Raw genomic sequence first — 22,707 nt, 5'->3', positions numbered from 1 at the left:
TACTGGACCGTCCCCGCTCCGCCACCAGCCCCCGGAGAAGCCCCCGATGTCCATCGCCCCCTCGACGGCCACGGACGAGGTCCCGCAACCCACCGTCCCTGCCGCGTCCCCGAGCCGCTGGGCCCCGCTGCGCCCCCTCGTCCTGCGCCTGCACTTCTACGCCGGCGTCCTGGTCGCGCCCTTCCTGCTCGTCGCCGCCGCCACCGGCCTGCTGTACGCCTTCTCCTTCCAGGCCGAGAAGCTGGTGTACGCCCATGAGCTGACCGTCCCGGTGGGGAAGACCGAGCTGCCGGTCTCCGAGCAGGTCGCCGCCGCCCGCAAGGCCCGTCCCGAGGGCACGGTCTCCGCGATCCGGCCGGCGCCCGAGGCGGGCGCCACCACCAGGGTGCTGCTGTCGGGCGTGCCGGGCGTGAACCCGGACCACACCCTCGCGGTGTTCGTCGACCCGTACACCGGCAAGGTGCGCGGCGCGCTCGAACAGTACGGCTCGACGGGCGCGCTCCCGCTGCGCACCTGGATCGACGAGCTCCACCGCGACCTCCACCTCGGCGACACCGGACGGCTCTACAGCGAGCTCGCGGCCAGCTGGCTGTGGGTGATCGCGGGCGGCGGCCTGGTGCTGTGGTTCGCCCGGCGCCGGGCGCTGCGCAAGGTGCGCGGCACCAGCGGCCGGCGGCGCACGCTCGGCCTGCACGGCACCGTCGGCGTCTGGGCCGCCGCGGGCTTCGTCTTCCTCTCGGCGACCGGCCTGACCTGGTCCACCTACGCCGGCGCCAACATCGACGAGCTGCGCACCTCCCTCGGCCAGGCCACCCCGTCCGTCTCCGCCGCCGCGAGCGGCGGCGAGCACGCGGGGCACGGTACGGCGGCCGGGACCGGCGGTGACGCCGAGCACGGCGTAGGCCTGGACAAGGTGCTCGCCGCCGCCCGCGCGGAGGGACTCGGGGACCCGGTCGAGATCGTCCCGCCCGCCGACGCGAACAGCGCCTACGTGGTGCGGCAGGTCCAGCGCAGCTGGCCCGAGAAGCAGGACGCCGTCGCCGTGGACCCGGGCACCGGCGAGGTGACCGACGTGCTGCGCTTCGCCGACTACCCGGTGCTCGCCAAACTCACCCGCTGGGGCATCGACCTGCACACCGGCATCCTCTTCGGCCTGGTCAACCAGCTCGTCCTGGCCCTGCTGGCGCTCTCCCTGATCCTGCTGATCGTGTGGGGCTACCGCATGTGGTGGCAGCGCGGCCGTGGCTCCGCCTTCGGTCGGCCGGTCCCGCGCGGCGCCTGGGCGCAGGTCCCGCCGTACCTCCTCGTCCCGGCGATGGCGGTGGTCGCGGTCCTCGGCTGGTTCGTGCCGCTGCTCGGGATCCCGCTGGCCGCCTTCCTCGCGGTGGACATCGTGCTCGGCGAGATCGCGCACCGTCGTGGCCGGCGGACGTACGGGGGCGGGGCCGACGTGAAGTAGCGTGGTGAGACACGCCGGTGAGCGTGTCACCAGACGCCGACGCCGGAGGGAGACGGGACTATGGCGCGGGCCCGGCGGGGGCAGGGGGAACTGGAGGGGCAGGTGCTGGGCGCGCTGCGCGAGGCCGGCGGTCCCGTCACCGCCGCCTGGGTGCAGGAGCGGCTCGGCGGCGACCTCGCCTACACCACCGTCGTGACCATCCTGACCCGGCTGCTCGCCAAGGACGTCGTCGCCAGGGAACGGCAGGGCCGCTCCTTCCTGTGGACGCCGACCGCCGACGTGGCCCGGCTCGCCGCCCTGCGGATGCGCCGGCTCCTCGACGGCGAACGGGACCGCGAGGCGGTGCTCGCCAGCTTCGTCACCGCCCTGCCGCCCGGTGACGAACAGGTGCTGCGGGCTCTGCTGGAGGCCGCCGGGCCGGGCCCGGTGAACACTCGGAACGTCCCGGCCGCGGACCATGGCGGTACGGAAGACTGACCGTCCATGGGGGTCTTCGTCTTCCTGCCGCTGGTCCTGCCGCTGACCGCGTGGCCCGTCGCCCGGCTGGCCGAGGGGCGGCTGCATCCGCGCGCCGCCACCCGGCTGCTCACCGCGATGGCCGTGGTGATGGCCGGGTGCAGCACGCTCTGCCTCGTCCTGCTGATGGTGGTCGGCACCGCCCAGCTCCCCGGCAACCCCCTCCCGGACGGCTGGTCCGACCCGGAGGTACGGGCCGCCGTCCCGCACGACGAGATCGCCGGCCGTGCCGCCATCCCCGCCCTCGCCGCGGTCGCGGTCCTGTGCGGCCGTACCCTCCTGCGGCACCGCCGGGTCACCCGGCGTGCCCGCCGGGCGCTCACCGCGCTGCCCGGCCGTGCGGTCGCCGTGCTGCCCGACAGCACGCCCTACGCCTACGCGCTCCCCGACCGGATCGTCGTCACCACCGCGCTCCTGGACGGCCTCGCCCCAAGCGAACGCCGGGCCCTGTTCGCCCATGAACGCGCCCACCTCGCGGCCCGGCACCACCATCACCTGCTCGCCGTCCACCTGGCGGCCCGCGCCAACCCCTTCCTGCGGCCCCTGCGCACCGCCGTCCGCTACACGGCCGAGCGCTGGGCGGACGAGGAGGCGGCCCGCTCGGTGGGGGACCGGCGCACGGTCGCCCGGGCCATCGGCAAGGCGGCCCTGCTGTCCGCGGGCGCCCCGGCGCCGACGCTGGCCGCGGCGGCCGCCACCGGTCCGGTGCCGCGCCGGGTCGCCGCCCTGCTCGGGCCCGCCCCGGTGGCCCGCAGCTGGCCCTCCGCGTTCACCGCGGCCGGTCTCGCCGTCTGGGGCGCCGCCGCGGGCACCCTCGTATCGGCCATGTCCTCCGCGAACTCGGCGGTGACGCTGTTCCTGATCCTGCGCGCGGCCGCGCCGCTGTGACGGCGCGGCCGGCGGTTCCTCAGTTCTCCGGGAAGTCCCCGGCCAGCACCGAGGCGATCCGCAGGTGCGGCTCCGCCTCCTCGTGGCGGGCCTGCCGCTGGAGGGTGCGGCCCAGCATCAGCCGGGCGTAGTGCTCCACCGGGTCGCGCTCGACAATCTCGCGCAACTCGGCCTCCGCGCGGCGCAGTTGGGCCGAGTGGTAGTAGGCGCGCGCCAGCAGCAGCCGGGGTCCGGTCTGCTCCGGCGCCTCCTCGACCAGCCCGGCGAGCACCTGCGCGGCGCCCGCGTAGTCCTTGGCGTCGAAGAACAGCTGCGCCCTGGCCCAGCGTTCGGCGGCGGTTCCCTGGTCGTAGTACGTCGTGTCCACCTCTGACCTCCTTCGACGCCGACAACAGGCAGAGGTTGTTGAAAATTCCACCAATCCGGCCGGGAGCTTCTCGCCGACAATCTGAGTTTTCTTGACAAATTTTATTGTCGGATGGAGGGTGTGGAGGGCGGTGCCGTGGAGCACCGCGGCAGACCCCGGACGGCGAGGAAACCCCGATGCGAACCCTGATCAGCACTGCCTTCATCTCCCTCGACGGAGTCGTCGAGGGCCCGGGTGGCGAGCCCGGCTACCGGAACTCCGGGTGGACCTTCAAGGACATCGCGTTCGTCCCCGAGGTGTTCGAGATCAAGGGGCGGGAACAGGAGGAGTCGACCGCGCTCCTGCTGGGCCGGGCCAGCTATGCGGCGTTCAGTCCGGTGTGGCCTGACATGCCGGAGTTCGCGCACTACCGGACGCTGCCGAAGTACGTCGTCTCCACCACCCTCACCGACGGCGACCTGGTGTCGGACTGGGGCGAGACCACGATCCTGCGCTCGCTCGACGAGGTCGCCGCCCTCAAGGCGACCGAGGGCGGCCCGGTCATCGTGCACGGCAGCGCCTCGCTCAACCACGCCCTGTCCGACGCGGGCCTGATCGACCGCTACCACCTGCTCGTCTACCCGCTGCTGCTCGGCGCCGGCAAGCGCCTGTTCAGCGCCACGGACAAGGACACCCAGCAGCTGAAGCTGGTCGAGCACGAGGTCTACGCCAACGGCGTGCAGAAGAACGTCTTCGACGTCGTCCGCTGAGCCCGCAGCGCATGATCCGTGCCGCTCGGGGGCATCCGGGGACTATGGAAGGCGCGCCTGTCATCGTGCAGCCGCCGGGCCCCGACGGCGGCCGGCGGGTCACCATCCGCGGAGAGTATGTCGGCACCGCGTACCACCTGCTCGACATCGTCGAGTTCTTGCGCCGCGCGGGCCTGCCCGAGGCCAGTACGACGGTCGACGACCCCGAGCTGATCGAGTGGCGCGGCATCGGCCCGAAGGCCTGGACCGCCACGGGCTGAGCCTTGCCGGCCGCCCCGGACCGCGCCGGCGGACTTGTTCGACCCTACGAACTTTCTGCGTGACGGGTACACATCAGTGGGTTCAACTGATAGGAAACCTTCCTATCGGTGAACTTCTCACCCCCCACTGGAGCCACTGTGCGGAACCCGAACGACACCACCACGACCAACCCCGTCCTGACCTCCCGCCGTACCCTGCTCGCCCTGCTGGGCGCGTCCGCCGTCGGCGCCGGAGCCGTCCTGCTGCGCCCGGCGCACGCCTCGGCCGCCGCCCCGTCGGCCGCGGGCTGCGTGGGCCTCGACGACCCGGCGAAGAAGGAGATCGCCATGAAGCTGGTGTCGAGCGCGGAGAACTCCTCGCTCGACTGGAAGGCGCAGTACAAGTACATCGAGGACATCGGCGACGGCCGCGGCTACACCGCCGGGATCATCGGCTTCTGTTCCGGTACCGGCGACATGCTCGACCTCGTCCAGCTCTACACCGACCGCAAGCCCGGCAACGTGCTCGCCAAGTACCTGCCCGCCCTGCGCCGGGTCAACGGCACCGACTCGCACAGCGGCCTCGACCCGAACTTCCCCGCGGACTGGCGCAAGGCGGCCCAGGACAGCGCCTTCCAGCAGGCGCAGAACGACGAGCGCGACCGCGTGTACTTCAACCCGGCGGTCCAGCAGGGCAAGACGGACGGGCTGGGCACGCTCGGGCAGTTCACCTACTACGACGCCATCGTCATGCACGGCGACGGCGACGACCCCACCAGCTTCAGCAACATACGCAAGCGCGCCCTCGGCCACGCCAAGCCCCCGGCCCAGGGCGGCAACGAGAAGACGTACCTCAACGCCTTCCTCGACGCCCGGGTCTGGGCCATGAAGCAGGAGGAGGCGCACAGCGACACCACCCGGGTCGACACCGAGCAGCGGGTCTTCCTGAACAAGGGCAACCTGTGCCTGAACACCCCGCTGGACTGGAAGGTGTACGGCGACAGCTACCACATCGGCTGACACCCCCGGGCTGTCGTACCGCACCCCCATGCGGTACGACAGCCCGGAGGCTCTTCCCCCCTCGGAATGGCTCCTACGGCTTGATGCCCACCCCGGTCCACAGGCTGACCTCCGCGTCGGTGGCGGTCGGCTCGGTGTCCGGGCGCCAGCGGTGGCCGACGGACACGCCGGGGTCGAGCAGTTCCAGCCCCTCGAAGAACCGTGCCACGTCCGCCCGCGAGCGGAACTGCACCGGCGTACCGGCGTTGTTGTAGATGTCGGTGACCTTCTGCCAGGTGTCCGGATCGAAGTCGGGCGTGCAGTGGCTCAGGGCCAGCGCGCTGCCCGAGGGCAGCACGTCGAGCAGCCGGCTCACGATGCCGTACGGGTCCTGCGCGTCCGTCACGAAGTGCATCAGCGCGTTGAGCGAGAGTGCCACCGGCCGCCCGAGGTCCAGCACCTCCGCCAGTTCCGGGGCGTCGAGCAGCGTCTGCGGGTCGTTGACGTCCGCCTCTATGTAGGTGGTACGGCCCTCCGTGGTGCTGCGCATCAGCCGCTCGGCGTACTTGAGCACCAGCGGGTCGTTGTCGGCGTACACCACCCGGGCCTCCGGGACCACCGACTGGGCCACCTGGTGCAGGTTCGGCTCGGTGGGGATGCCGGTGCCGATGTCGAGCCACTGCCGGATGCCGTGCTCGCGGGCGAGGACGCGGGTGGCCCGGTGCATGAAGGCACGGTTCTCCCGGGCGCAGACGAAGATGCCCGGGTAGGCGGACGCGACGGTCTCGGCGGCGACCTTGTCGACGTCGAAGTGGTCCTTGCCACCGAGGTAGTAGTCGTACATGCGGGCGGAGTGGGGCCTGCTGGTGTCGATGTCCCGCGCCGCGTGCGAGTTGGTCATCCTGAACCTTTCAAGAGGGGGGAGCGTGGGGGAGAGGTCAGCCGTTGGTGAGGTGGTCGGCGAGGCCGCGTTTGACCCCCGCGACGAACGCGGTGATCTCCTCCGGGGTGTAGATCAGGGCGGGGCCGGCCGGATCCGTCGACTGCCGCAGCGCGATCCTGCCGTCGGCGAGCTGCTTCGTCTGCACGCACTGACCGCCGTTGGGACCGCTCCAGGGCGACTCCCAGCCCTGTTCCCCCAGGTCCGATGCGGGCATGCCGTTGTACACGTCGTGGACACTGCCGTCGCAGGAGGTGTCGAAGGTGGTCATGAGTACTCCTTGCGCATGCGGTTCAGGAGCGCCCTGCTCTGCGCGTCGGAAGTGAGCAGGGACATGCGGTTGTGCGCCTCCAGATGGGCGACGACGTCGGAGCGCTGGTCCAGGTACATCGCGCCGGAGAGGACCTCGGTGTAGACGACGTCCGGCAACTCCGGCTCCGCGAAGCGGAAGTAGGTGAACGGGGCGCACACGCCCACATGGGCACCGGCGGTGAACGGGACGACGTCGACGCTGACATGCGCCAGCTCCGAGGCCTCCAGCAGCCGTTCGATCTGCTCCCGCATCACCTCGGGCCCGCCGACCACCCGGTGCAGGACGGCCTCCTCCATCACCACCCACAGCGTCGGCGCGTCGGAGCGCTCCAGCAGGGCCTGACGGCGCAGCCGCAGGTTCACCCGCCGCTCCAGGTCCTCGTCGCTGTCGTTGGGGAAACCGCCGCTCAGCACGTGGCGCGCGTACTCCCGGGTCTGCAGCAGCCCCGTGGCGTAGTGCGGCTCGTACGTGCGCAGGGTCGTCGCGCCGGTCTCCAGGCTCACGTAGGCGCTGAACCAGGTGGGCAGCACATCCCGGTAGGTGTGCCACCAGCCGGGCTCGTTGGCCCGCTCGGCGAAGGCGACGAACTCGTCCCGCTCCTGCCGGTCGGCGCCGTAGGTCTCGAGCAGCTTCTCCACGTACAGGGGCTTGAGCGTGACCTCCGCCTTCTCCAGCCGGCGGATGGTCAGGCTGGTGACCCGAAGCGCCCGCGCCGCGTCCTCCAGTGACACGCCCGCTCCCTGACGCCGCTCCTGGAGCCTGCGGCCCAGGATCATGCGCAGCACGGTGGGCGCACTGGTGCTCCCCGCGTTCGAACGGCCTTCGCTCACGCCCTACCTCCTGAGGGACTGTCACCCGAATGAGTGTGACAGGCACTTGCTGAAGCAGCCAGACCGATACCGGCATTCTGAAATTATCAGGGAGTCGGTTGCAGCCTGAACTTGCATGCGCGCATGATTACTTGAGTAAATCGCGGTCACGATCACGGGCGATGTCGCGCTCCCTGTGCGGTCGTTGTCCAGTCCTGCCCGCTCTGCCGCTCTGCTCCGCCCGTTCTGCCTGCTCAGCCCGCTCTCCGCCGCGCCCGCCTTACGGAAGGCAGCCATCGTGTCCCCCCACGCGACCTCCCCCCGCGACCTGTTAGACGTAGACGCGCCCGACCGTGCGCACTGGATCGAGCTCCCCTCGCACCGCTCCAGCGTCAGAGTCGCCCGCCGCTCCGTGAGAGCCCGGCTCACCGAGTGGGGACTCTCCCGCGAGCTGTGCGAGGACGCGGTGCTGCTGGTGTCCGAACTGGCCACGAACGCCGTCATCCACACGCTGAGCGTGCGGATCCTGTGCGGGATGGGGCTGGTCGCCGACGGATGTCTGCGGCTGGAGGTCCACGACCACGACTACTCCGGCCACGGCCTGCCCCGGCGCGATCCCGGCCCCGACGACGAGGGTGGCAGGGGGCTGCTGCTCGTCGAGCAGCTCGCCGACTCCTGGGGCGTCGACCGGTCGCGGCTCACCAGCGGCCACGCGGTCTGGGCGATGCTGACGGCCTGACGCGGGGGTGAACAGGGGTTCGAGGGGGCGCAGTTGCCGATTTCGTGCGGGTGCACGGACCCGCATATGATCTTGGTCGTGACTGTGCAGAACTCTGACAAAACGCTGTCCCGCAAGCAGCGGCTCCAGGAGAAGCAGCGCCGCCAGCTGGCGGTGGTCGACACCGTGGACAAGGCCGAGGTCAAGGTCCGCAAGGCGGAGGCCGAACTGGCCGTGGCCGTCGCCGAGGCGGTGCAGGTGTTCGGTGACGAGCGTGCCGCCTCCGAGGGGCTCGACATGCCCGTGGAGGCCGTACGCCGCTTCGTCGGCATCGCGGAGCACGAGACCGCCGCGGTGCCGACGACGGACGGTGCCGACGACTGACCCGACCCGAGGAACCCGGGGATCCGTGCCCACGCGCCGCCGGTGAGGACACCCGCCGGCGCGGCACGGACCCGGGTACGGCCGCCGCACGAGGCGGTCCCGTTCCCCGGCCGATGCCGGTGCCCGCGAGGCGGGCTGCCGGCCGGGGGGCCGCCGTTCGGGTGATTCGCACGCCCCCCTTCCGGGCGTGAAACCAAGGGAATGCGGGCCTGACGGCTCATGCCGGGCGCTCGCTCCCACCCATGGGACAAGTGGCACGTGAGGCCCTTATCCGGACAGACTGAATCCGCCGGTTCGTGATCAGGAACATCCACGTTCTCCAGGAGATCGCATGGTGGAACAGTCCTCCGAGGTCGTTTCGGAGCCGGATGAACCTGCCGTCGCCCTGACCGGAACCGGCCCCACAGGGGCGGAGACCGAGCGGAGGCTCGCGCAGGCGCTGGCTGACCTCCTCGACGCCGAGACCGTCCCGTTCGACAGCCACTTCTTCACCGACCTCGGTGCCAACTCCCTGGTGATGGCCCAGTTCTGTGCCCGAATACGCAAGGCCGCCGATCTCCCGTCGCCGTCCATGCGGGACATCTACCGCCACCCCACGATCCAGAGCCTGGCGGCGGCACTCGGCCGGACCGCCCCCGCTCCCGTCGATCCGGTGCCCGCCCCGCAGCAGTCCGAGCCGTCACCGGCGCCGGGCCCGCGCGCCGGCCGGTGGAACCATCTGGTCTGCGGAACCCTCCAGTTGCTGGTCTTCCTCGGCTACTCCCTGGTCTCCGGATTCGTCACCGCCAGGGGATACGAGTGGATCGCCACCGGCAAGGGACTTGCCGACGTCTATCTGCGGTCGCTGCTCTTCGGCGGCGGTGCGTTCGTGGCGCTGTGCGCCTTCCCCGTCGTCGCGAAATGGCTGCTCGTCGGCCGCTGGCGCCCCCGTGAGTTCCCCGTCTGGGGCCTGACGTACTTCAGGTTCTGGCTCGTCAAGGCGCTGCTGCACGCGAACCCGATGGTCTTCCTCACCGGGACCCCGCTGTACGTGCTGTACCTGCGGGCCCTCGGCGCACGGATCGGCAAGGGCGTCACGATCCTCTCCCACTCCGTTCCCGTCTGCACCGACCTGCTGACCGTCGGCGCGGGCACGGTGATCCGCAAGGACTCCTTCTTCCTCGGCTACCGGGCGCACGCCGGGCACATCCAGACCGGCCGCATCACCCTCGGCGCGAACGCCTTCGTCGGCGAGAAGACCGTGCTGGACATCGACACCTCCCTCGGCCACGGCGCCCAGCTCGGCCACTCCTCCGCCCTGCACCGCGGCCAGGCGGTCCCGGACGGCGAGCGCTGGCACGGATCCCCCGCGGAGCCCACCCGGACCGACTACGTCAGGATCGCCCCGGCGAACTGCGGCACCCTGCGCCGCGCCTGGTTCGGCCTCGGCACGCTGCTCCAACTGCTCCTGGTGTACGTCCCGCTGGCCGTCGGCGGCGCCTACATGCTGTTCACTGAAGTACCGGTGATCGGCAAGCGGCTCGACCCGAACACGGTCGCGCTCGGCTGGTCGGAACTGCTCCCCGACGCCCTGCTGCTCTCCGCCGTGCTCTTCTTCGGCTTCCTCGTCCTGGGACTCGCGGCCCTGTGCACCCTGCCGCGCCTGCTGGGCCTCCTGGTCAAGCCCGACAAGGTCTATCCGCTCTACGGCTTCCACTACGCGCTGCAGCGGACCACGGCCCGCATGACGAACGTCAGGTTCTTCGCCTGGCTCTTCGGCGACAGCTCCTACATCGTGGGCTACCTCCGCGGCATCGGCTACGACCTGTCGCGGGTCGAGCAGACCGGGTCGAACTTCGGCACCGAAGTGCAGCACGAGACACCGCTGCTGGTCTCCGTCGGCAGCGGGACGATGGTGGCCGACGGCCTCTCCGTCCTCAACGCGGACTTCTCCAGCACGTCCTTCCGGCTGTCCCGGGCCTCGATCGGGGCGCACAACTTCCTGGGCAACAACATCGCCTACCCGTCGGGCGCCAGGACCGGTGAGAACTGCCTGCTCGCGACGAAGGTGATGGTGCCCCTCGACGGCGAGGTCCGGGAAGGCGTGGGGCTCCTCGGGTCACCGTGCTTCGAGATCCCCCGCTCGGTGGAGCGCGACGCCGGCTTCGACCACCTCAGGACTGGCGAAACGTTTCGCCACCGGCTGGCCGCGAAGAACCGCTACAACCTCTGCTCCATGGCGCTCATGCTGTTCCTGCGCTGGCTCCACACCTTCGCGCTCACCCTGTTCGGCCTCGCCTCCGTGGACCTCTACGGCGTGGTCGGCCACGTGGTGATAGGCGGTTACCTGGCATTCACCCTCGCCTTCTCCGCCGCCTACTTCGTCCTGGTCGAGCGCTGCCTCGCCTCCTTCCGGGCGCTGCGTCCCCGGCTGTGCTCCATCTACGACCCCTACTTCTGGTGGCACGAACGGCTGTGGAAGGTACCGGACCACTTCCTCAACCTCTTCAACGGAACCCCGTTCAAGAGCCTGGTCTGGCGGCTGCTGGGCGTGCACATCGGCCGCAGGGTGTTCGACGACGGCTGCTACCTGACCGAGCGGACCCTCGCCACCATCGGCGACGACTGCACCCTCAACGCCGGCAGCAAGATCCAGTGCCACTCGCAGGAGGACGGCACCTTCAAGTCCGACGTCACCACGCTCGGCGACGGCTGCACCCTGGGCATCGCCGCCCATGTGCACTACGGCGTGACCATGGGCGACGGCGCGGTGCTCGAACCCGACTCCTTCCTCATGAAGGGCGAGGAGGTCCCCCCGCACGCCCGGTGGGGCGGCAATCCCGCGGTGGACATGCCGGACGGCGTCAGCCGGTCCGCCGGCGTCGCCCGGGTCACGACAGCAGCCGACGCCGCCACGGCGACCGTGAGTTGAGGAAGGCCATTCGATGGGAACGCGCGTGGAGACGGACCGGGAGTTCTGGACCCGGACACTGACCGCCGGCGGTGCCACCCCCGTGCCCCGCTGGGCCCGGGAACCGGTGCCGGGCACGGCCGGGCACGAGACACCGCTGCCGGACGACCTCACCCGGGCGGTGCGTGAACTGGCCGCGCGGCACGGCCTGCCGGCCGGCACCGTGCTGCTGGCCGCCCACCTCAAGGTGCTGGCCGCGCTCTCCGGCGAGCCCGAGGTGGTCACGGGGCACACCACCGTCTCCGGCGGCGAACCGCTGCCGTGCCGGGTGCCCGTCCCCGCCGGAAGCTGGGCGGCCCTGCTCTCGGCCGCCGCACACGCCGAGGCGGAGGTGCAGGCGCACCAGGACCACCCGGTGGCCGGACTGCGCCGCGAACTCGGGCTGACGGAGCCGTCGTACGAGGTGGTCTGGAGTCCCCCCGGTGCCGGGGGGAACCACACCGACGACGACGCACTGCACGTGCGCTGGACCGACCACGACAGCCTGCTGACGCTGAGCCTGCGGTACCGCACGGACGTCCTGGACGCCGGGGCCGCCGCCCGCATCGGCGGCTACCACCTGACCGCGCTGCGGCTGCTCACCGACGACCCCGACGCCGACCACACCCGGCAGAGCCTGCTCTCGGCCGAGGAACGGCACGAGCAGCTCGAAGGCCTGGCCGGGCCGCACCGCCCACTGCCGGACGCCCGCGCCCACGAACTGTTCGAGCAGCGGGTGCGGGCGCATCCGCAGGCCGTGGCGGCCGTGCACGGCACCCGGGAGTGGACGTACGACGAACTCAACCGGCGCGCCAACCGGCTGGCCCGCGCCCTGCTGGCTCGCGGCCTGGGCCGGGAGGACGTCGTCGCCGTCGTCTCCGAGCGCACCCTCGACTGGCTGGCGGCGGTGCTGGCGGTGTTCAAGGCGGGCGGCGTGTACCTGCCGATCGAACCGCACTTCCCGGCCGGCCGCATCGAGACCACCCTGTCCCGGGCCGGCTGCCGGCTGGCGCTGACCGAACCCGGCAGCACCGGCACCCTGGACCGGGCGCTGGCCGCCCTGCCGGACGTCGCGAAGCTGCCGTTCGACACGGCCTACGCCGAACCGCACCCCGACGACGACCCCGGGATCCGCGTCGAACCCGGTCAACTCGCCTACATCTACTTCACCTCGGGCTCCACCGGCGAGCCCAAGGGCGCGATGTGCGAGCACGCGGGCATGCTCAACCACCTCCACGCCAAGATCGACGACCTGGAGATCGGCGCGGGGACCGTGGTCGCCCAGACCGCCCCGCAGTGCTTCGACATCTCCCTGTGGCAGCTCGTCGCCCCGCTGCTGGCCGGCGGCCGGACCCTGCTGGTCGAGCAGGACGTCATCACGGACGTCGCACGGTTCACCGAGACCCTGGAGCGCGGCCGGGTCGGCGTGGCCCAGCTCGTGCCGTCGTACCTGGAGGTCGTGGTCTCCTACCTGGAGCAGCATCCGCGCGCCCTGCCGGACCTGCGGTACGTGTCGGTGACCGGCGAGGCGCTGAAGCGCGAACTGGTCCAGCGCTGGCTGGCGGTCCAGCCGGGCATCGGCCTGCTCAATGCCTACGGCCTGACCGAGACGTCCGACGACACCAACCACGAACTCCTCCGGGAGGTGCCCGAGCGGGTGCTGCTCGGCCGGGCCGTCAACAACATCCGCGTCCACGTCGTCGACGAGCACCTGGCGCTGGTACCGCTCGGCGCCCCCGGGCTGATCGCCTTCTCCGGCGTCTGCGTGGGCCGCGGCTACGTCAACGACCCCGAGCGGACCCGGGAGGCGTACCGCACGGACCCCTACCGGCCCGGCGAACGGCTCTACCTGGGCGGCGACTGGGGGCGCTGGCACCCCGGCGGCAAGCTGGAGTTCCTCGGCCGCCGGGACAGCCAGGTCAAGATCCGCGGGTTCCGGATCGAGATCGGCGAGATCGAGAACTGCCTGCTCCGGGTGGCCGGCGTACGGGACGGCGCGGTGGTCGTCGCCGAACGGACCGGCGGCGGCAAGCAGCTCATCGCCTTCTACTCCGGCACCCGGCAGCGGCCCGAGGCCCTGCGCGAGGAACTCGGCGCCGCACTGCCCGGCTACATGGTGCCCTCCGCCTTCCACTGGCAGGACAGCCTCCCGCTGACCGCCAACGGCAAGATCGACAAGAAGGCCCTGACCAGGCAGGCCGAAGCCGCCCCCGCCGGCGAGGCACACCGGGCGACGGGCGACCCGCACCGGACGCCGGCCGGCGAACTCGGCGCGACCGAACGGCGGGTCGCCGCGGCCTGGGCCGAACTGCTCGGCGTGCCCGAGGAACAGGTCGGCCGCACCGACCACTTCTTCGACTCCGGCGGCACCTCCCTGACCGCGGTCAGGCTCAGCCTCGCCCTCGACCGCGCGGTGTCCCTGAAGGACATCACCCGGCACCCCGTCCTCGCCGACCTGGCCGCCCTCCTCGACGGGCCGGCCCGGCAGCGCCCGGAGCTGCTGCTGACCCTGGCGGACGGGACCGGCGCCGACGAGTGCGCCCTGGTCTGTTTCCCCTCCGCGGGCGGAAACGCGGTCAACTACCAGCCGATGGCGAGCGCCCTGGCGGGCAGCGGCCTCACCGTCCTCGCCGTGGACCCGCCCGGCCACAACCTCGCCGCACCCCCCGAGCCGTTCGCGTCCGTCGAGGAGGTGGCCGAGCAGGTCGCCGCCGAACTCACGGCGCGCGGACCGACCCGGGTCATGCTCTGGGGCCACTCCTCCGGAGCCGCACCGGCCATGGAGACGGCCAGGCGGCTCAAGGAGCGCGGCGTACACGTGGAACGGCTGTTCCTCGGCGCGCACCTCCTCGGCACCGCCGCCGAACGGCACACCGCCGTCACCGAACTGGCGCACCTGAGCGACGCCGAGCTCGCGACGCGCCTGGCCGCGGACGGCGGCCACCCCGAACTCGCCGAGCTGAACCCGCGGCACGCCGCCCACATCGCCGCCGCCTACCGGCACGACTGCGTCGCGGCCCACCGCTACTTCGGCACGGCCCTGGAAGCCCCGCCGCCCGTCAAGGTGTCCGCGCCGCTCTCGGTGGTCGTCGCCGCCGACGACCCGCACACCGCCGGCCACGCCCGGCACCACCGGGACTGGCTGCTCCTCGCCGACCGCGTCGAGCTGCACGAACTCGCCGACGGCGGCCACCACTTCCTGCGCACCCGCCCCGCCGAGGCCGCGCGGGCCGTCCTGACCACCGTCCTCCCCCTCGCCTCCTCCTGACCCGTCACACCCCAGGCGGTCGACCGAAAGGAACCCGAGATGCCGTTCTCCTCCCTGGCATCACCGCTCGACGTGGAGCTGCGGCCGGACAAGCCGGCACTCCTGCGCGTCGATCCCCCCGACGACCCCCCGAAATGGGCGGCCGAGCACCGCGAGGCGCTGCGCGCCCAGGTCACCGAGCACGGGGCACTGGTCGTCCGCGGCCTCGGACTGCGCGACACCGCCCAGACCGGTGCCGTCTTCGGGCACCTGGCCGGGGACCTCATGACGGAGCGGGAGGCCTTCGCCCCCCGCGAGACCCACGGGCCCGGCGTGTACGCGGCCACGCCCTGGCCGGCCAACCAGCCCATGTGCATGCACCACGAGCTGAGCTATCTCCGCCAGGCGCCCGGCCTGATGCTGTTCGCCTGCCTCACCGCGCCCGAGCAGGGCGGGGCCACGGCGGTGGCCGACGCCGAGGAGGTGCTGCGGGCACTGCCCGCCGGGCTCGTCGAACGGTTCGAGCGGGAGGGCTGGATCCTCACCCGGTTCTACAACGACGAGATCGGCGCGAGCCTCACGGAGTCCTTCGGCACCGCCGACCACGCCGAGATCGAGCGCTACTGCCGGGCCAACGCCATCGACTTCACCTGGCAGCCCGACGGCTCGCTGCGCACCGAGCAGCGCCGCAGCGCCGTCGTCCGGCACCCCGTCACCGGCCGCCGCTGCTGGTTCAACCAGATCGCCTTCCTCAACGAGTGGACCCTCGCACCCGAGGTGCGCGAGTACCTGGTGGACGTCTACGGCGCGGACGGACTGCCGTTCAACACCCGCCACGGCGACGGCACACCGATCGGCGAGGACGTCGTCCAGCTGATCAACGGCACCTACGAGGCGCACACCCGGCGCGAACCCTGGCAGCGGGGCGACCTGCTGCTCGTGGACAACATCCGCACCGCGCACAGCCGGGACGCGTTCACCGGAGACCGGCAGGTGCTCGTCGGCATGGGCGAACCCGTCCGGCCGGCCGAGGACCGCCCGGCGACGGAGGCGAGCGAGCGATGACCGACACACTGTCGACCAGCAGCCGGTCCGCCACCCCCGGGCGGCCCGCCGTACCGACCTTCGCGGTCATCACCGGCGAGCAGGTGCACCAGGCGCTGAGCGGGCGCGAGAAACAGCTCACGGAGCTGGTCGAGACCGTCTACCGGCTGCACGACGCGGGCGACTCGGTCAACCCGCCGTCGTACTTCCTGCGCTTCACCGACCGGCCGACCTCGCGGATCATCGCGCTGCCGGCCTCCCTCGGCGGCTCCGTCCACGTGGACGGACTGAAATGGGTCTCCAGCTTCCCGGAGAACGTGAGCAGCGGGCTGCCGCGGGCGTCCGCGGTGCTCATCCTCAACGACCAGGAGACGGGCTACCCGTTCGCCTGCCTGGAGAGCTCGATCATCAGCGCCACCAGGACCGCGGCCTCCGCCGCCCTGGCCGCCGACTGGCTCAGCCGCACCCGCACCCGCCCCCGCCGGGTCGGCTTCTTCGGTACCGGTCTGATCGCCCGCTACATCCACACGTTCCTGGCCGGCACCGGCTGGGACTTCGACGAGATCGGCGTGCACGACCTGTCCGCCGACAGCGCCGGCGGCTTCCGCGGCTACCTGGAGCAGACCGGCGGCGGCGCGCGGATCACCGTCCACGAGAGCGCCGAGGACCTGGTCCGCGGCAGCGACCTGCTGGTCTTCGCCACCATCGCGGGACAACCCCATGTCACGGACCCGGCCTGGTTCACCCACAACCCGCTGGTCCTGCACGTCTCCCTGCGCGACCTCGCCCCCGAGGTCCTGCTGGGCGCGGCCAACTTCGTCGACGACGTCGACCACTGCCTCAAGGCCGACACGTCACCCCATCTGGCCGAACAGCTCACCGGCAGCCGTGACTTCCTCAACGGAACCCTCGGCGACGTCATGGCCGGCCGGGCCGCCCCGCCGCCCGACCGCCCGGTGGTCTTCTCGCCCTTCGGACTCGGCGTCCTCGACCTCGCCGTCGGCAAGTACGTCTACGACGAGGTGTCCCGGGCCGGGGACCTCGGTCTGATCGATGACTTCTTCCACGAACTGCGCCGCTACGGCTGAGGCCGTCGTCCTCGGCCCGGCACCAGGAGGCCCGCCGTGCCTGTCATCTCCGCTCCCTACGCCTTCAACGAGGGCGACCTCTACGTCGACCTGGAGTCGATCTGCGGACACCCGCTCTACCTGAAGTGCGAGGCCTTCAACTTCGCCGGATCCATCAAACTGAAGGCCGCCAACGAGATGGTGGAGAAGGCCGAGCGGGACGGAATCCTGAAAGCGGACTCCGTCCTGGTCGAGTCCTCCTCCGGCAACCTCGGCGTCGCGCTCAGCATGATCGCCGCGAGCAAGGGTTACCGGTTCCTGTGTGTGACGGACTCCCGTTGCAACCTGTCGACCAGGCTCCTGATGGAGGCGCTCGGCAGCGAGGTGCACATCGTGGCCGACCAGGACGCCAACGGCGGGTTCCTGGGCACGCGGATCGAGTACGTCCGCTCGCTGTGCGCGTCGGACGACCGGTACGTGTGGCTCAGCCAGTACACCAACGCGGGCAACTGGATGGCGCACTACCGCACCACCGCCCCGGAGATCGCCCGCCGGTTCCCCGAGCTCGACGTGCTGTTCGTCGGCGCGGGCACCACGGGAACCCTGATGGGCTGCGCCCGCTACTTCCGCGAATGGCACCGTCCGGTGCGGATCGTCGCGGTGGACGCGGCTGGCTCGGTGGCGTTCGGCGGCGAGCCCGGCCGCCGGATGATCCCCGGCCTCGGCATGAGCATGCGCCCGCCGCTGCTCGACGAGTCCTTCGTCGACGAGGTGATCCAGGTGGAGGAGCCGGACACCATCCGGATGTGCCACCGCATGGCCCGGCACGGCTTCCTCTTCGGAGGCTCCACCGGGACCGTGGTCAGCGGCGCGGCGGACTGGCTGACCCGGCACGACGCCCGTGACCTCACCGCGGTCGCCATCGCACCGGATCTCGGCGAGCGCTACCTCGACACCATCTACCAGACCAACTGGCTGCACGACCTGTACGGCGACCAGGTGCTGGACACCGTGGACGGCGCCCGGGTACTCGCCGCCCCGGACGGTGACCGGGTCCCCGGCACCGCGAACGGCGACCGGGTGCTCGACACCGTGGACGGCGACCAGGTGCTCGACACCAGGGACACCGCACCGCGCAAGACCCTGCCCCGGGAGCCCAAGTCCGCCTCCCGCGCGCCGGCCCGCAGGCGCACCAGCACCTGACGGCGGCGCCCGCCGGACCACGGCCCCCCGGAGACGCCCGAGCGGCGGCATCCGGGGGGCCGTGGTGTGCCCGCCGGCCCGTTCAGTAGCGCACGGGCAGGGCGCGCAGCCCGCGGGTGCGCATCGACGGACGCCACTCCAACCGGTCGACCGGCACGTCGAGTTCGAGGCGGGGGAAGCGTGCGAGGAGTGCGCCGAGTGCGATCTCGGTCTCCAGCCGGGCCAGCGGTGCGCCGAGGCAGTAGTGGATGCCGTGGCCGAGGGCCAGGTGCCCGGTGGCGTCGCGGCCGAGGTCGAGCCGGTCGGGCTCGGCGAAGCGGCGCGGGTCGCGGTGGGCCGCCGCCAAAGACAGCAGCACCGTCTCGCCGGCCGGGACGGTGACCCCGCCGATGGCGACGTCCTCGGTCGGGAAGCGGCGGATGGCGAGCGGCGCGGGCCCGTCGTAGCGGGCCAGTTCCTCCACGGCGGGCCCGAGCAGGTCCGGATCCGTCCGTAGCGCGGCCAGTTGCCCGGGGTTCCGCAGCAGGGCCAGGGTGGCGTTTCCGATCAGGTGGACGGTGTTCTCGTACCCGGCGAACAGGATCAGGAAGGCCAGCGACATCAACTCGTCCTCGCTGAGCCGGTCCTCCTCGTCCCGTACCGCGATCATGGCGGAGAGCAGGTCGTCGGCGGGCTCGGCACGCTTGCCGGCGAGCAGCCGCGCGAAGAAGGCCAGCAGCGCCCCGACGGCCTCCTTCGCCCGCTCGGGCCGGGTGGGGTCCGGGACGACCAGGGCGTCGGTCCAGGCCCGGAAGTCCGGCCGGTCCCCCTCGGCCACGCCCAGCAGCTCGCAGATCACGGCGATGGGCAGCGGTGCCGCGTAGGCGGCGACCAGATCGGTACGGCCGAGGGGCGCCATCGCGTCGAGCAGGGCGCCGGCGGTCCGCCGGACGGGTTCGCGCAGCAGGGCGATACGGCGGGGCGTGAACGCCCGGGACACCAGGCGGCGGACGCGGGTGTGGTCCGGCGGGTCCATGTTCAGCAGGTTGGCGTCGAGCGCGGGCGGCAGCGCGAGCCCGCGGTAACCGCCGGGCTTGGCATGGGCCTTGTCCAGGGAGAGCCGCGGATCGGCCAGGGCCTGCCGCACGTCGTCGTACCGCGTCACCAGCCAGGCCGGCAGCCCGTCGGTGCCGGCGACCCGGTGCACGGGCCCGGCCTCCCGCAGCCGGGCGTACCCGGCGTACGGGTCGGCGAGCAGCTCCGCGGGGTCAACGACCTTCGGGGCGGGGGGTTTTGTACTGGCGTCCATGCCCCAACCCTAGACAGCGCGGGCGCCGGAGACGGCCGGCCGGCCGACGCCGGTCACCCAGCGGCCCGTCACCCGGCGGCCGGGATGCCGTTCGAGGCGTCGCCGGAGCGCAGCAGCCGCAGGAACGCCTTGACGCCCGCGATGAGTTCCTGGTTGTCGGTGAGCCGGTTCACCGTGGACTCGAACTCCCTGCCCAGCGCGGTGATCCTGCGGTCCGCCCGCTCGGCGCGCTCCTCCGAGCCCAGGGCCAACGCGTCGACGGTACGGCGCAGTTCGGCGAGGGCCCGGTACTGTTCCTCGGCCTTCTCCTCCAGGACCCGCGTCCCGGCCTCGGCGCGGTTCAGCCGGGCCTGCAACTCGACGACGTCGTCCCGCGGATACGTGACGTCCTTGAGGAGGCTGCCCAGGCGCCCGCGGAGCTGGCCGAAGTACGCGCCGGCCGGCCGGAAGAAGGTGCTCAGCAGGAAGAACGCGGCGAACCAGTACCCCGTGAACTCGCCCGTCGCCCAGGCGACCGCGACGACGGCCGCGGCCGTGACGACGTGCCCCGCGACCGCCGCCCGGAGCATCGCGCGGGCGATGCGCGCGGCCTCTGCGTCCCGGGCCGCCGGAACCGTCATGCCCTTCTCCCGGCTGACCGCGATCTCGGCGAGCACCGCATGCGCCCGGAAGTACAGGTTCCAGGGCACGGTGAGCAGGAGCAGCAGCCACAGCAGGCTCAGCGCCCCCGCCCCCACCGCGAACACCACCGCCGTCGGCGCCCCCGCCACATACGCGAGGACCAGCGCCGTGGCCGCCGCCACGACCGCCGCCACCGCCCCGAGAAATCTGCCCATGGTCCGTGCCCCCGTCTCCCGCCGCCCGTCCGCCGGCACGACCCATCGTCCCCGCCCGGGCGCGGGCGGGCATGAGTAGCGGTACTCAGGGGAGCCCGGCACCCGCTGCCGGAACCGGCCCGGACGGCGACGTCGCGCGCGGGGTAGGGTGCACCGGTGGAACGGATCTTGGTGGTGGGTGTGACGGGCGCGGGCAAGTCCACCCTCGCCCGCACCTTGGGCAGCCGTCTGGGCGTGCCGTACCACGAGATGGACGCCCTGTACTTCAATGGCCCCGGCTGGGCCGTCAACGGCGAACTGGCCGAGGACGTCGCACGACTCACCGCCGGGCCTCGCTGGGTCGTCGACTCGCTCGGCTATCCGGAAGTCCGTGACCTGCTGTGGGACCGGGCCGACACCGTGATCTGGCTGGACTATCCCAGACGCGTCGTCATGCCCCGCGTACTGCGCAGGTCCGTCCGGCGCACCGTCACCCGCGAGTCCCTGTTCGGCGGCAACAGGGAGACCTGGTCGGGGTGGCTGAGCCGGGAGCACCCGGCCTGGTGGGCCTGGTCCCAGCACGGCGCCCGGAGCCGCGAGATCGGGCGCCGGGTCGGCGATCCCCGCTTCGCCCCGCTCCACACCCACCGCTTCGCCCACCCCGACGACACGGCGGCCTGGCTGACAACCCTCTGAGGTCACGGCCGAGACGCAGGCCGAGATGTCGGCCGAGGCGCAGCCCGGGGCGTCAGCGGCCGAATTTCGCGAGGGCCGCCGGGGTGACGGGGGTGAAGAAGTTGACGAGGTTGCCGTCGGGGTCGCGGAACAGCAGCGACCGGTTGCCCCAGGGCATCGTGGTGGGCTCGGTGACGAAGTCGTCGACGAAGCCCTTCAGGTTCCGGTGGACGCGGTCCACGTCGTCGACGAGGAACTCGGTGATCACGCTCTGGTTCGCCGCCGGGCGTGCGGAGCCCGGGGCGAACAGCGGGACGGTGCGGGTACCGGCGATCGCGAGGGTCGCGCCGGCCGTCCGGAGTTCGGCGAAGTCCTCGGTGGCCCAGGTCGCCCGGGCCCCCGTGGCCTGCTCGTAGAACGCGACGAGGCGCGCCACGTCGCCGGTGATGATGCGGATCGAGACGAAGTCCATGGGATCTCCTTGGCCGTGCTGAAGGCGTGCACAGCGCAGGCTAGGAGAAATAGCGGACAGAATCGGTCCGGTATTCGGGCTAGGTTGTGCACATGTCCCGACCCACCGGCCGCGTGCTGACCCTCCTGGAACTGCTCCAGTCGGGCGGCACCCGGACCGTGGCCGAACTCGCCGACCGGCTCGGCGTCGAAGGACGCACCGTGCGGCGGTACGTGGACCAGCTGATCGACCTGGACGTGCCCGTCGAATCGGTGCGCGGCCGCTACGGCGGGTACCGGCTCGCCCCCGGGTACCGCCTGCCGCCGCTCATGCTCAGCGACGACGAGGCACTGGCCGTGCTGCTCGGCCTGGTCGCCGGCCGCCGGGCGGGGCTGACGACGGCGGAGCGCGCGGCGAACGAGACGGCGTCGGCGAAGATCCGGCGGGTGCTGCCCAAGCCCGTCGCCCGCCGGCTCGACACCCTCCTGGAGGCCCTCGCCTTCACGGACCGGCCCGCCGAGTCCGACCCTCCGGACGCCGGGGTCCTGCTCACCGTCGCCGACGCGGTACGCCACCGCAGGCCGGTCTCGATCCGCTACGCCGACCGCGACGGACGACGCAGCGAACGCACGCTGCACCCGTACGGGATCGTCGCCCACGCGGGCCGGTGGTACGTCACCGGCAGGGACGCCGGGATCGGCGAGGACCGCAGCCTCCGGCTCGACCGCATCGCGGACGCGCGGACCCTGCCCGGCTCCTTCGAGGCGCCCGAGGGTCCCGCACCGGCGGAGCGCCTGCTGTCGGCGTTCGCCACGGCCGGGTACCGGCACGAGGTGACCCTGCGGATCCACGGGACGGCGGCGCAGATCCGCGCCCACCTGCCCGCCGGGGTCGCGAGCCTGGCGGAGCACGAGCCCGCGGCAGGCCGGGACCGGGCGGCCGAGCGCTGGTGGCGGGTCGAGCTGCGGGCGGAGCGGCTCGACTGGCTGCCACCCGTACTCGCCGCGCTCGACCGGCCGTTCGTCATCGAGCGCCCCGACGAACTGCGCGACCTCGTCGCCGCACTCGCCGCCCGCCTGGCGTCCCGCGCCCGCGGGGCCTGACGGCGAGGCGGCGCCCGTCCCGTCCCGGGGAACCCTCAGTCGATGCAGAACTCGTTGCCCTCGATGTCCAGCATCGGGATGCACGCGTCGTTGCCGTCGTACAGCGTCCGCACGTGTACCGCGCCGAGCGGGACCAGTCGCGCGCATTCGGCCTCGAGTACCGCGAGGCGTTCCGCACCCACGAGTCCGGTGCCGACCCGCACATCGAGGTGCACCCGGTTCTTGACGGCCTTTCCCTCGGGGACGCGCTGGAAGTAGAGGCGCGGGCCCACTCCGGAGGGATCCACGCAGGCGAACCACGCGTCCCGCTGCTCGGCCGGCTGTGCGTCCTTGAACTCGTCCCAGGTGGTGAACCCCGCCGGTGGCGGCGGTACGACGTACCCCAGCACCTCGCACCAGAAGCGCGCGAGACGCTCGGGTTCCGCGCAGTCGAAGGTGACCTGGAACTCCTTGATCGCTGACATCGGCGCACCATAGCAGGCGGACTCCGGTCCCGAACGCCCC

At 72.2% G+C, this 22,707-nt stretch carries 23 protein-coding genes; 15 read left to right on the top strand and 8 right to left on the bottom strand.

Annotated elements, in window-relative coordinates; genetic code table 11:
- Nucleotides 1-46: 46 nt before the first annotated feature.
- From ACGF5O_RS08435 to ACGF5O_RS08425, 3 genes are read left to right on the top strand one after another with little or no spacing between them, the layout of a single operon-like run.
- Nucleotides 47-1,459: a PepSY-associated TM helix domain-containing protein gene (locus tag ACGF5O_RS08435; RefSeq protein WP_393809140.1), complete on the top strand. Its 1,413-nt coding sequence runs from the start codon at nt 47-49 to the stop codon at nt 1,457-1,459.
- A gap of 60 nt (nt 1,460-1,519) precedes the next feature.
- Nucleotides 1,520-1,936, top strand: coding sequence for a BlaI/MecI/CopY family transcriptional regulator (locus tag ACGF5O_RS08430; RefSeq protein WP_393809139.1), 417 nt, complete (start codon nt 1,520-1,522; stop codon nt 1,934-1,936).
- A 6-nt stretch (nt 1,937-1,942) separates the two neighbouring features.
- Nucleotides 1,943-2,863, top strand: a complete 921-nt coding sequence (locus ACGF5O_RS08425; protein ID WP_393809138.1) for a M48 family metalloprotease — start codon at nt 1,943-1,945, stop codon at nt 2,861-2,863.
- A gap of 19 nt (nt 2,864-2,882) precedes the next feature.
- Here ACGF5O_RS08425 and ACGF5O_RS08420 read toward each other — a convergent pair whose 3' ends face one another.
- Nucleotides 2,883-3,230 carry a tetratricopeptide repeat protein gene (locus ACGF5O_RS08420; protein WP_393809137.1) on the bottom strand — a complete coding sequence of 116 codons (348 nt, stop codon included), beginning with the start codon at nt 3,228-3,230 and terminating at the stop codon, nt 2,883-2,885.
- A 176-nt stretch (nt 3,231-3,406) separates the two neighbouring features.
- On the opposite strand from ACGF5O_RS08420, the gene ACGF5O_RS08415 reads away from it, so the two are divergent.
- The 3 genes from ACGF5O_RS08415 to ACGF5O_RS08405 all read left to right on the top strand — a co-directional run bounded on the left by ACGF5O_RS08415 (nt 3,407) and on the right by ACGF5O_RS08405 (nt 5,238).
- Complete coding sequence (locus ACGF5O_RS08415) at nt 3,407-3,979, top strand: dihydrofolate reductase family protein (RefSeq protein WP_393809136.1); 573 nt, start codon at nt 3,407-3,409, stop codon at nt 3,977-3,979.
- Nucleotides 3,980-4,023: 44 nt separating this feature from the next.
- Nucleotides 4,024-4,239, top strand: a complete 216-nt coding sequence (locus ACGF5O_RS08410; protein WP_393809135.1) for a hypothetical protein — start codon at nt 4,024-4,026, stop codon at nt 4,237-4,239.
- A 138-nt stretch (nt 4,240-4,377) separates the two neighbouring features.
- A complete protein-coding gene (locus tag ACGF5O_RS08405; RefSeq protein ID WP_393809134.1) occupies nt 4,378-5,238 on the top strand; it encodes a chitosanase in 861 nt (286 codons plus the stop codon).
- Between the two features lie 73 nt (nt 5,239-5,311).
- Here ACGF5O_RS08405 and ACGF5O_RS08400 read toward each other — a convergent pair whose 3' ends face one another.
- The 3 genes from ACGF5O_RS08400 to ACGF5O_RS08390 are packed head-to-tail and all read right to left on the bottom strand — an operon-like array spanning nt 5,312 to nt 7,300.
- Complete coding sequence (locus ACGF5O_RS08400; RefSeq protein ID WP_393809133.1) at nt 5,312-6,118, bottom strand: SAM-dependent methyltransferase; 807 nt, start codon at nt 6,116-6,118, stop codon at nt 5,312-5,314.
- Between the two features lie 37 nt (nt 6,119-6,155).
- Complete coding sequence (locus tag ACGF5O_RS08395; RefSeq protein ID WP_393809132.1) at nt 6,156-6,428, bottom strand: DUF397 domain-containing protein; 273 nt, start codon at nt 6,426-6,428, stop codon at nt 6,156-6,158.
- Nucleotides 6,425-7,300 carry a helix-turn-helix domain-containing protein gene (locus ACGF5O_RS08390; protein ID WP_393809131.1) on the bottom strand — a complete coding sequence of 292 codons (876 nt, stop codon included), beginning with the start codon at nt 7,298-7,300 and terminating at the stop codon, nt 6,425-6,427. The genes ACGF5O_RS08395 and ACGF5O_RS08390 overlap by 4 nt, the downstream gene beginning before the upstream one ends.
- Nucleotides 7,301-7,577: 277 nt before the next feature.
- Between ACGF5O_RS08390 and ACGF5O_RS08385 the strand changes: the two genes are divergently transcribed.
- The 7 genes from ACGF5O_RS08385 (at nt 7,578) to sbnA (ending at nt 17,871) form a co-directional block, all read left to right on the top strand.
- Entirely contained in the window at nt 7,578-8,018 is a 441-nt protein-coding gene (locus ACGF5O_RS08385) for an ATP-binding protein (RefSeq protein WP_351495558.1), read from the top strand.
- A gap of 78 nt (nt 8,019-8,096) precedes the next feature.
- Nucleotides 8,097-8,381: a hypothetical protein gene (locus ACGF5O_RS08380; protein WP_393809130.1), complete on the top strand. Its 285-nt coding sequence runs from the start codon at nt 8,097-8,099 to the stop codon at nt 8,379-8,381.
- Nucleotides 8,382-8,712: 331 nt separating this feature from the next.
- The gene (locus ACGF5O_RS08375; protein WP_393809129.1) at nt 8,713-11,292 is read left to right on the top strand and encodes a Pls/PosA family non-ribosomal peptide synthetase; all 2,580 of its coding nucleotides are present in this window, start codon (nt 8,713-8,715) and stop codon (nt 11,290-11,292) included.
- 13 nt (nt 11,293-11,305) lie between these two features.
- A complete protein-coding gene (locus ACGF5O_RS08370; protein WP_393809128.1) occupies nt 11,306-14,578 on the top strand; it encodes an amino acid adenylation domain-containing protein in 3,273 nt (1,090 codons plus the stop codon).
- Nucleotides 14,579-14,617: 39 nt separating this feature from the next.
- Entirely contained in the window at nt 14,618-15,622 is a 1,005-nt protein-coding gene (locus ACGF5O_RS08365; RefSeq protein WP_393809127.1) for a TauD/TfdA family dioxygenase, read from the top strand.
- The gene (gene sbnB, locus ACGF5O_RS08360; RefSeq protein WP_393809126.1) at nt 15,619-16,689 is read left to right on the top strand and encodes a 2,3-diaminopropionate biosynthesis protein SbnB; all 1,071 of its coding nucleotides are present in this window, start codon (nt 15,619-15,621) and stop codon (nt 16,687-16,689) included. The genes ACGF5O_RS08365 and sbnB overlap by 4 nt, the downstream gene beginning before the upstream one ends.
- Nucleotides 16,690-16,725: 36 nt before the next feature.
- Nucleotides 16,726-17,871, top strand: coding sequence for a 2,3-diaminopropionate biosynthesis protein SbnA (gene sbnA, locus ACGF5O_RS08355; protein ID WP_393809125.1), 1,146 nt, complete (start codon nt 16,726-16,728; stop codon nt 17,869-17,871).
- An 82-nt stretch (nt 17,872-17,953) separates the two neighbouring features.
- On the opposite strand, the gene ACGF5O_RS08350 is transcribed toward sbnA, so the two are convergent.
- Together ACGF5O_RS08350 and ACGF5O_RS08345 are read right to left on the bottom strand one after the other, a co-directional pair.
- A complete protein-coding gene (locus ACGF5O_RS08350; RefSeq protein ID WP_393809124.1) occupies nt 17,954-19,159 on the bottom strand; it encodes a cytochrome P450 in 1,206 nt (401 codons plus the stop codon).
- 68 nt (nt 19,160-19,227) lie between these two features.
- Entirely contained in the window at nt 19,228-19,995 is a 768-nt protein-coding gene (locus tag ACGF5O_RS08345; RefSeq protein ID WP_393809123.1) for a hypothetical protein, read from the bottom strand.
- Nucleotides 19,996-20,151: 156 nt separating this feature from the next.
- Between ACGF5O_RS08345 and ACGF5O_RS08340 the strand changes: the two genes are divergently transcribed.
- Nucleotides 20,152-20,670, top strand: a complete 519-nt coding sequence (locus ACGF5O_RS08340) for an adenylate kinase (protein ID WP_393809122.1) — start codon at nt 20,152-20,154, stop codon at nt 20,668-20,670.
- Between the two features lie 52 nt (nt 20,671-20,722).
- Here the strand turns inward: ACGF5O_RS08340 and ACGF5O_RS08335 are convergent, their stop codons facing one another.
- The gene (locus tag ACGF5O_RS08335) at nt 20,723-21,121 is read right to left on the bottom strand and encodes a VOC family protein (protein WP_393809121.1); all 399 of its coding nucleotides are present in this window, start codon (nt 21,119-21,121) and stop codon (nt 20,723-20,725) included.
- A 92-nt stretch (nt 21,122-21,213) separates the two neighbouring features.
- Between ACGF5O_RS08335 and ACGF5O_RS08330 the strand changes: the two genes are divergently transcribed.
- Nucleotides 21,214-22,203, top strand: coding sequence for a helix-turn-helix transcriptional regulator (locus ACGF5O_RS08330; protein ID WP_393809120.1), 990 nt, complete (start codon nt 21,214-21,216; stop codon nt 22,201-22,203).
- Between the two features lie 35 nt (nt 22,204-22,238).
- Here the strand turns inward: ACGF5O_RS08330 and ACGF5O_RS08325 are convergent, their stop codons facing one another.
- The gene (locus ACGF5O_RS08325) at nt 22,239-22,667 is read right to left on the bottom strand and encodes a VOC family protein (protein WP_393809119.1); all 429 of its coding nucleotides are present in this window, start codon (nt 22,665-22,667) and stop codon (nt 22,239-22,241) included.
- Between the last annotated feature and the right edge of the window lie 40 nt (nt 22,668-22,707).

It is taken from the genome of Streptomyces sp. NPDC048291, from assembly GCF_043201715.1.
Taxonomy (GTDB): domain Bacteria; phylum Actinomycetota; class Actinomycetes; order Streptomycetales; family Streptomycetaceae; genus Streptomyces.
This window is presented reverse-complemented; position numbering and strand designations above follow the sequence as displayed.

Coding starts and splice junctions, on each gene's coding strand:
- ACGF5O_RS08330 (WP_393809120.1), top strand. CDS start 21,214: ATGTCCCGACCCACCGGCCGCGTGCTGACCCTCCTGGAACTGCTCCAG.
- sbnB (WP_393809126.1), top strand. CDS start 15,619: ATGACCGACACACTGTCGACCAGCAGCCGGTCCGCCACCCCCGGGCGG.
- ACGF5O_RS08395 (WP_393809132.1), bottom strand. CDS start 6,428: ATGACCACCTTCGACACCTCCTGCGACGGCAGTGTCCACGACGTGTAC.
- ACGF5O_RS08435 (WP_393809140.1), top strand. CDS start 47: ATGTCCATCGCCCCCTCGACGGCCACGGACGAGGTCCCGCAACCCACC.
- ACGF5O_RS08375 (WP_393809129.1), top strand. CDS start 8,713: ATGGTGGAACAGTCCTCCGAGGTCGTTTCGGAGCCGGATGAACCTGCC.
- ACGF5O_RS08370 (WP_393809128.1), top strand. CDS start 11,306: ATGGGAACGCGCGTGGAGACGGACCGGGAGTTCTGGACCCGGACACTG.
- ACGF5O_RS08400 (WP_393809133.1), bottom strand. CDS start 6,118: ATGACCAACTCGCACGCGGCGCGGGACATCGACACCAGCAGGCCCCAC.
- ACGF5O_RS08365 (WP_393809127.1), top strand. CDS start 14,618: ATGCCGTTCTCCTCCCTGGCATCACCGCTCGACGTGGAGCTGCGGCCG.
- ACGF5O_RS08410 (WP_393809135.1), top strand. CDS start 4,024: ATGGAAGGCGCGCCTGTCATCGTGCAGCCGCCGGGCCCCGACGGCGGC.
- ACGF5O_RS08350 (WP_393809124.1), bottom strand. CDS start 19,159: ATGGACGCCAGTACAAAACCCCCCGCCCCGAAGGTCGTTGACCCCGCG.
- ACGF5O_RS08345 (WP_393809123.1), bottom strand. CDS start 19,995: ATGGGCAGATTTCTCGGGGCGGTGGCGGCGGTCGTGGCGGCGGCCACG.
- ACGF5O_RS08325 (WP_393809119.1), bottom strand. CDS start 22,667: ATGTCAGCGATCAAGGAGTTCCAGGTCACCTTCGACTGCGCGGAACCC.
- ACGF5O_RS08430 (WP_393809139.1), top strand. CDS start 1,520: ATGGCGCGGGCCCGGCGGGGGCAGGGGGAACTGGAGGGGCAGGTGCTG.
- ACGF5O_RS08335 (WP_393809121.1), bottom strand. CDS start 21,121: ATGGACTTCGTCTCGATCCGCATCATCACCGGCGACGTGGCGCGCCTC.
- ACGF5O_RS08425 (WP_393809138.1), top strand. CDS start 1,943: ATGGGGGTCTTCGTCTTCCTGCCGCTGGTCCTGCCGCTGACCGCGTGG.
- ACGF5O_RS08415 (WP_393809136.1), top strand. CDS start 3,407: ATGCGAACCCTGATCAGCACTGCCTTCATCTCCCTCGACGGAGTCGTC.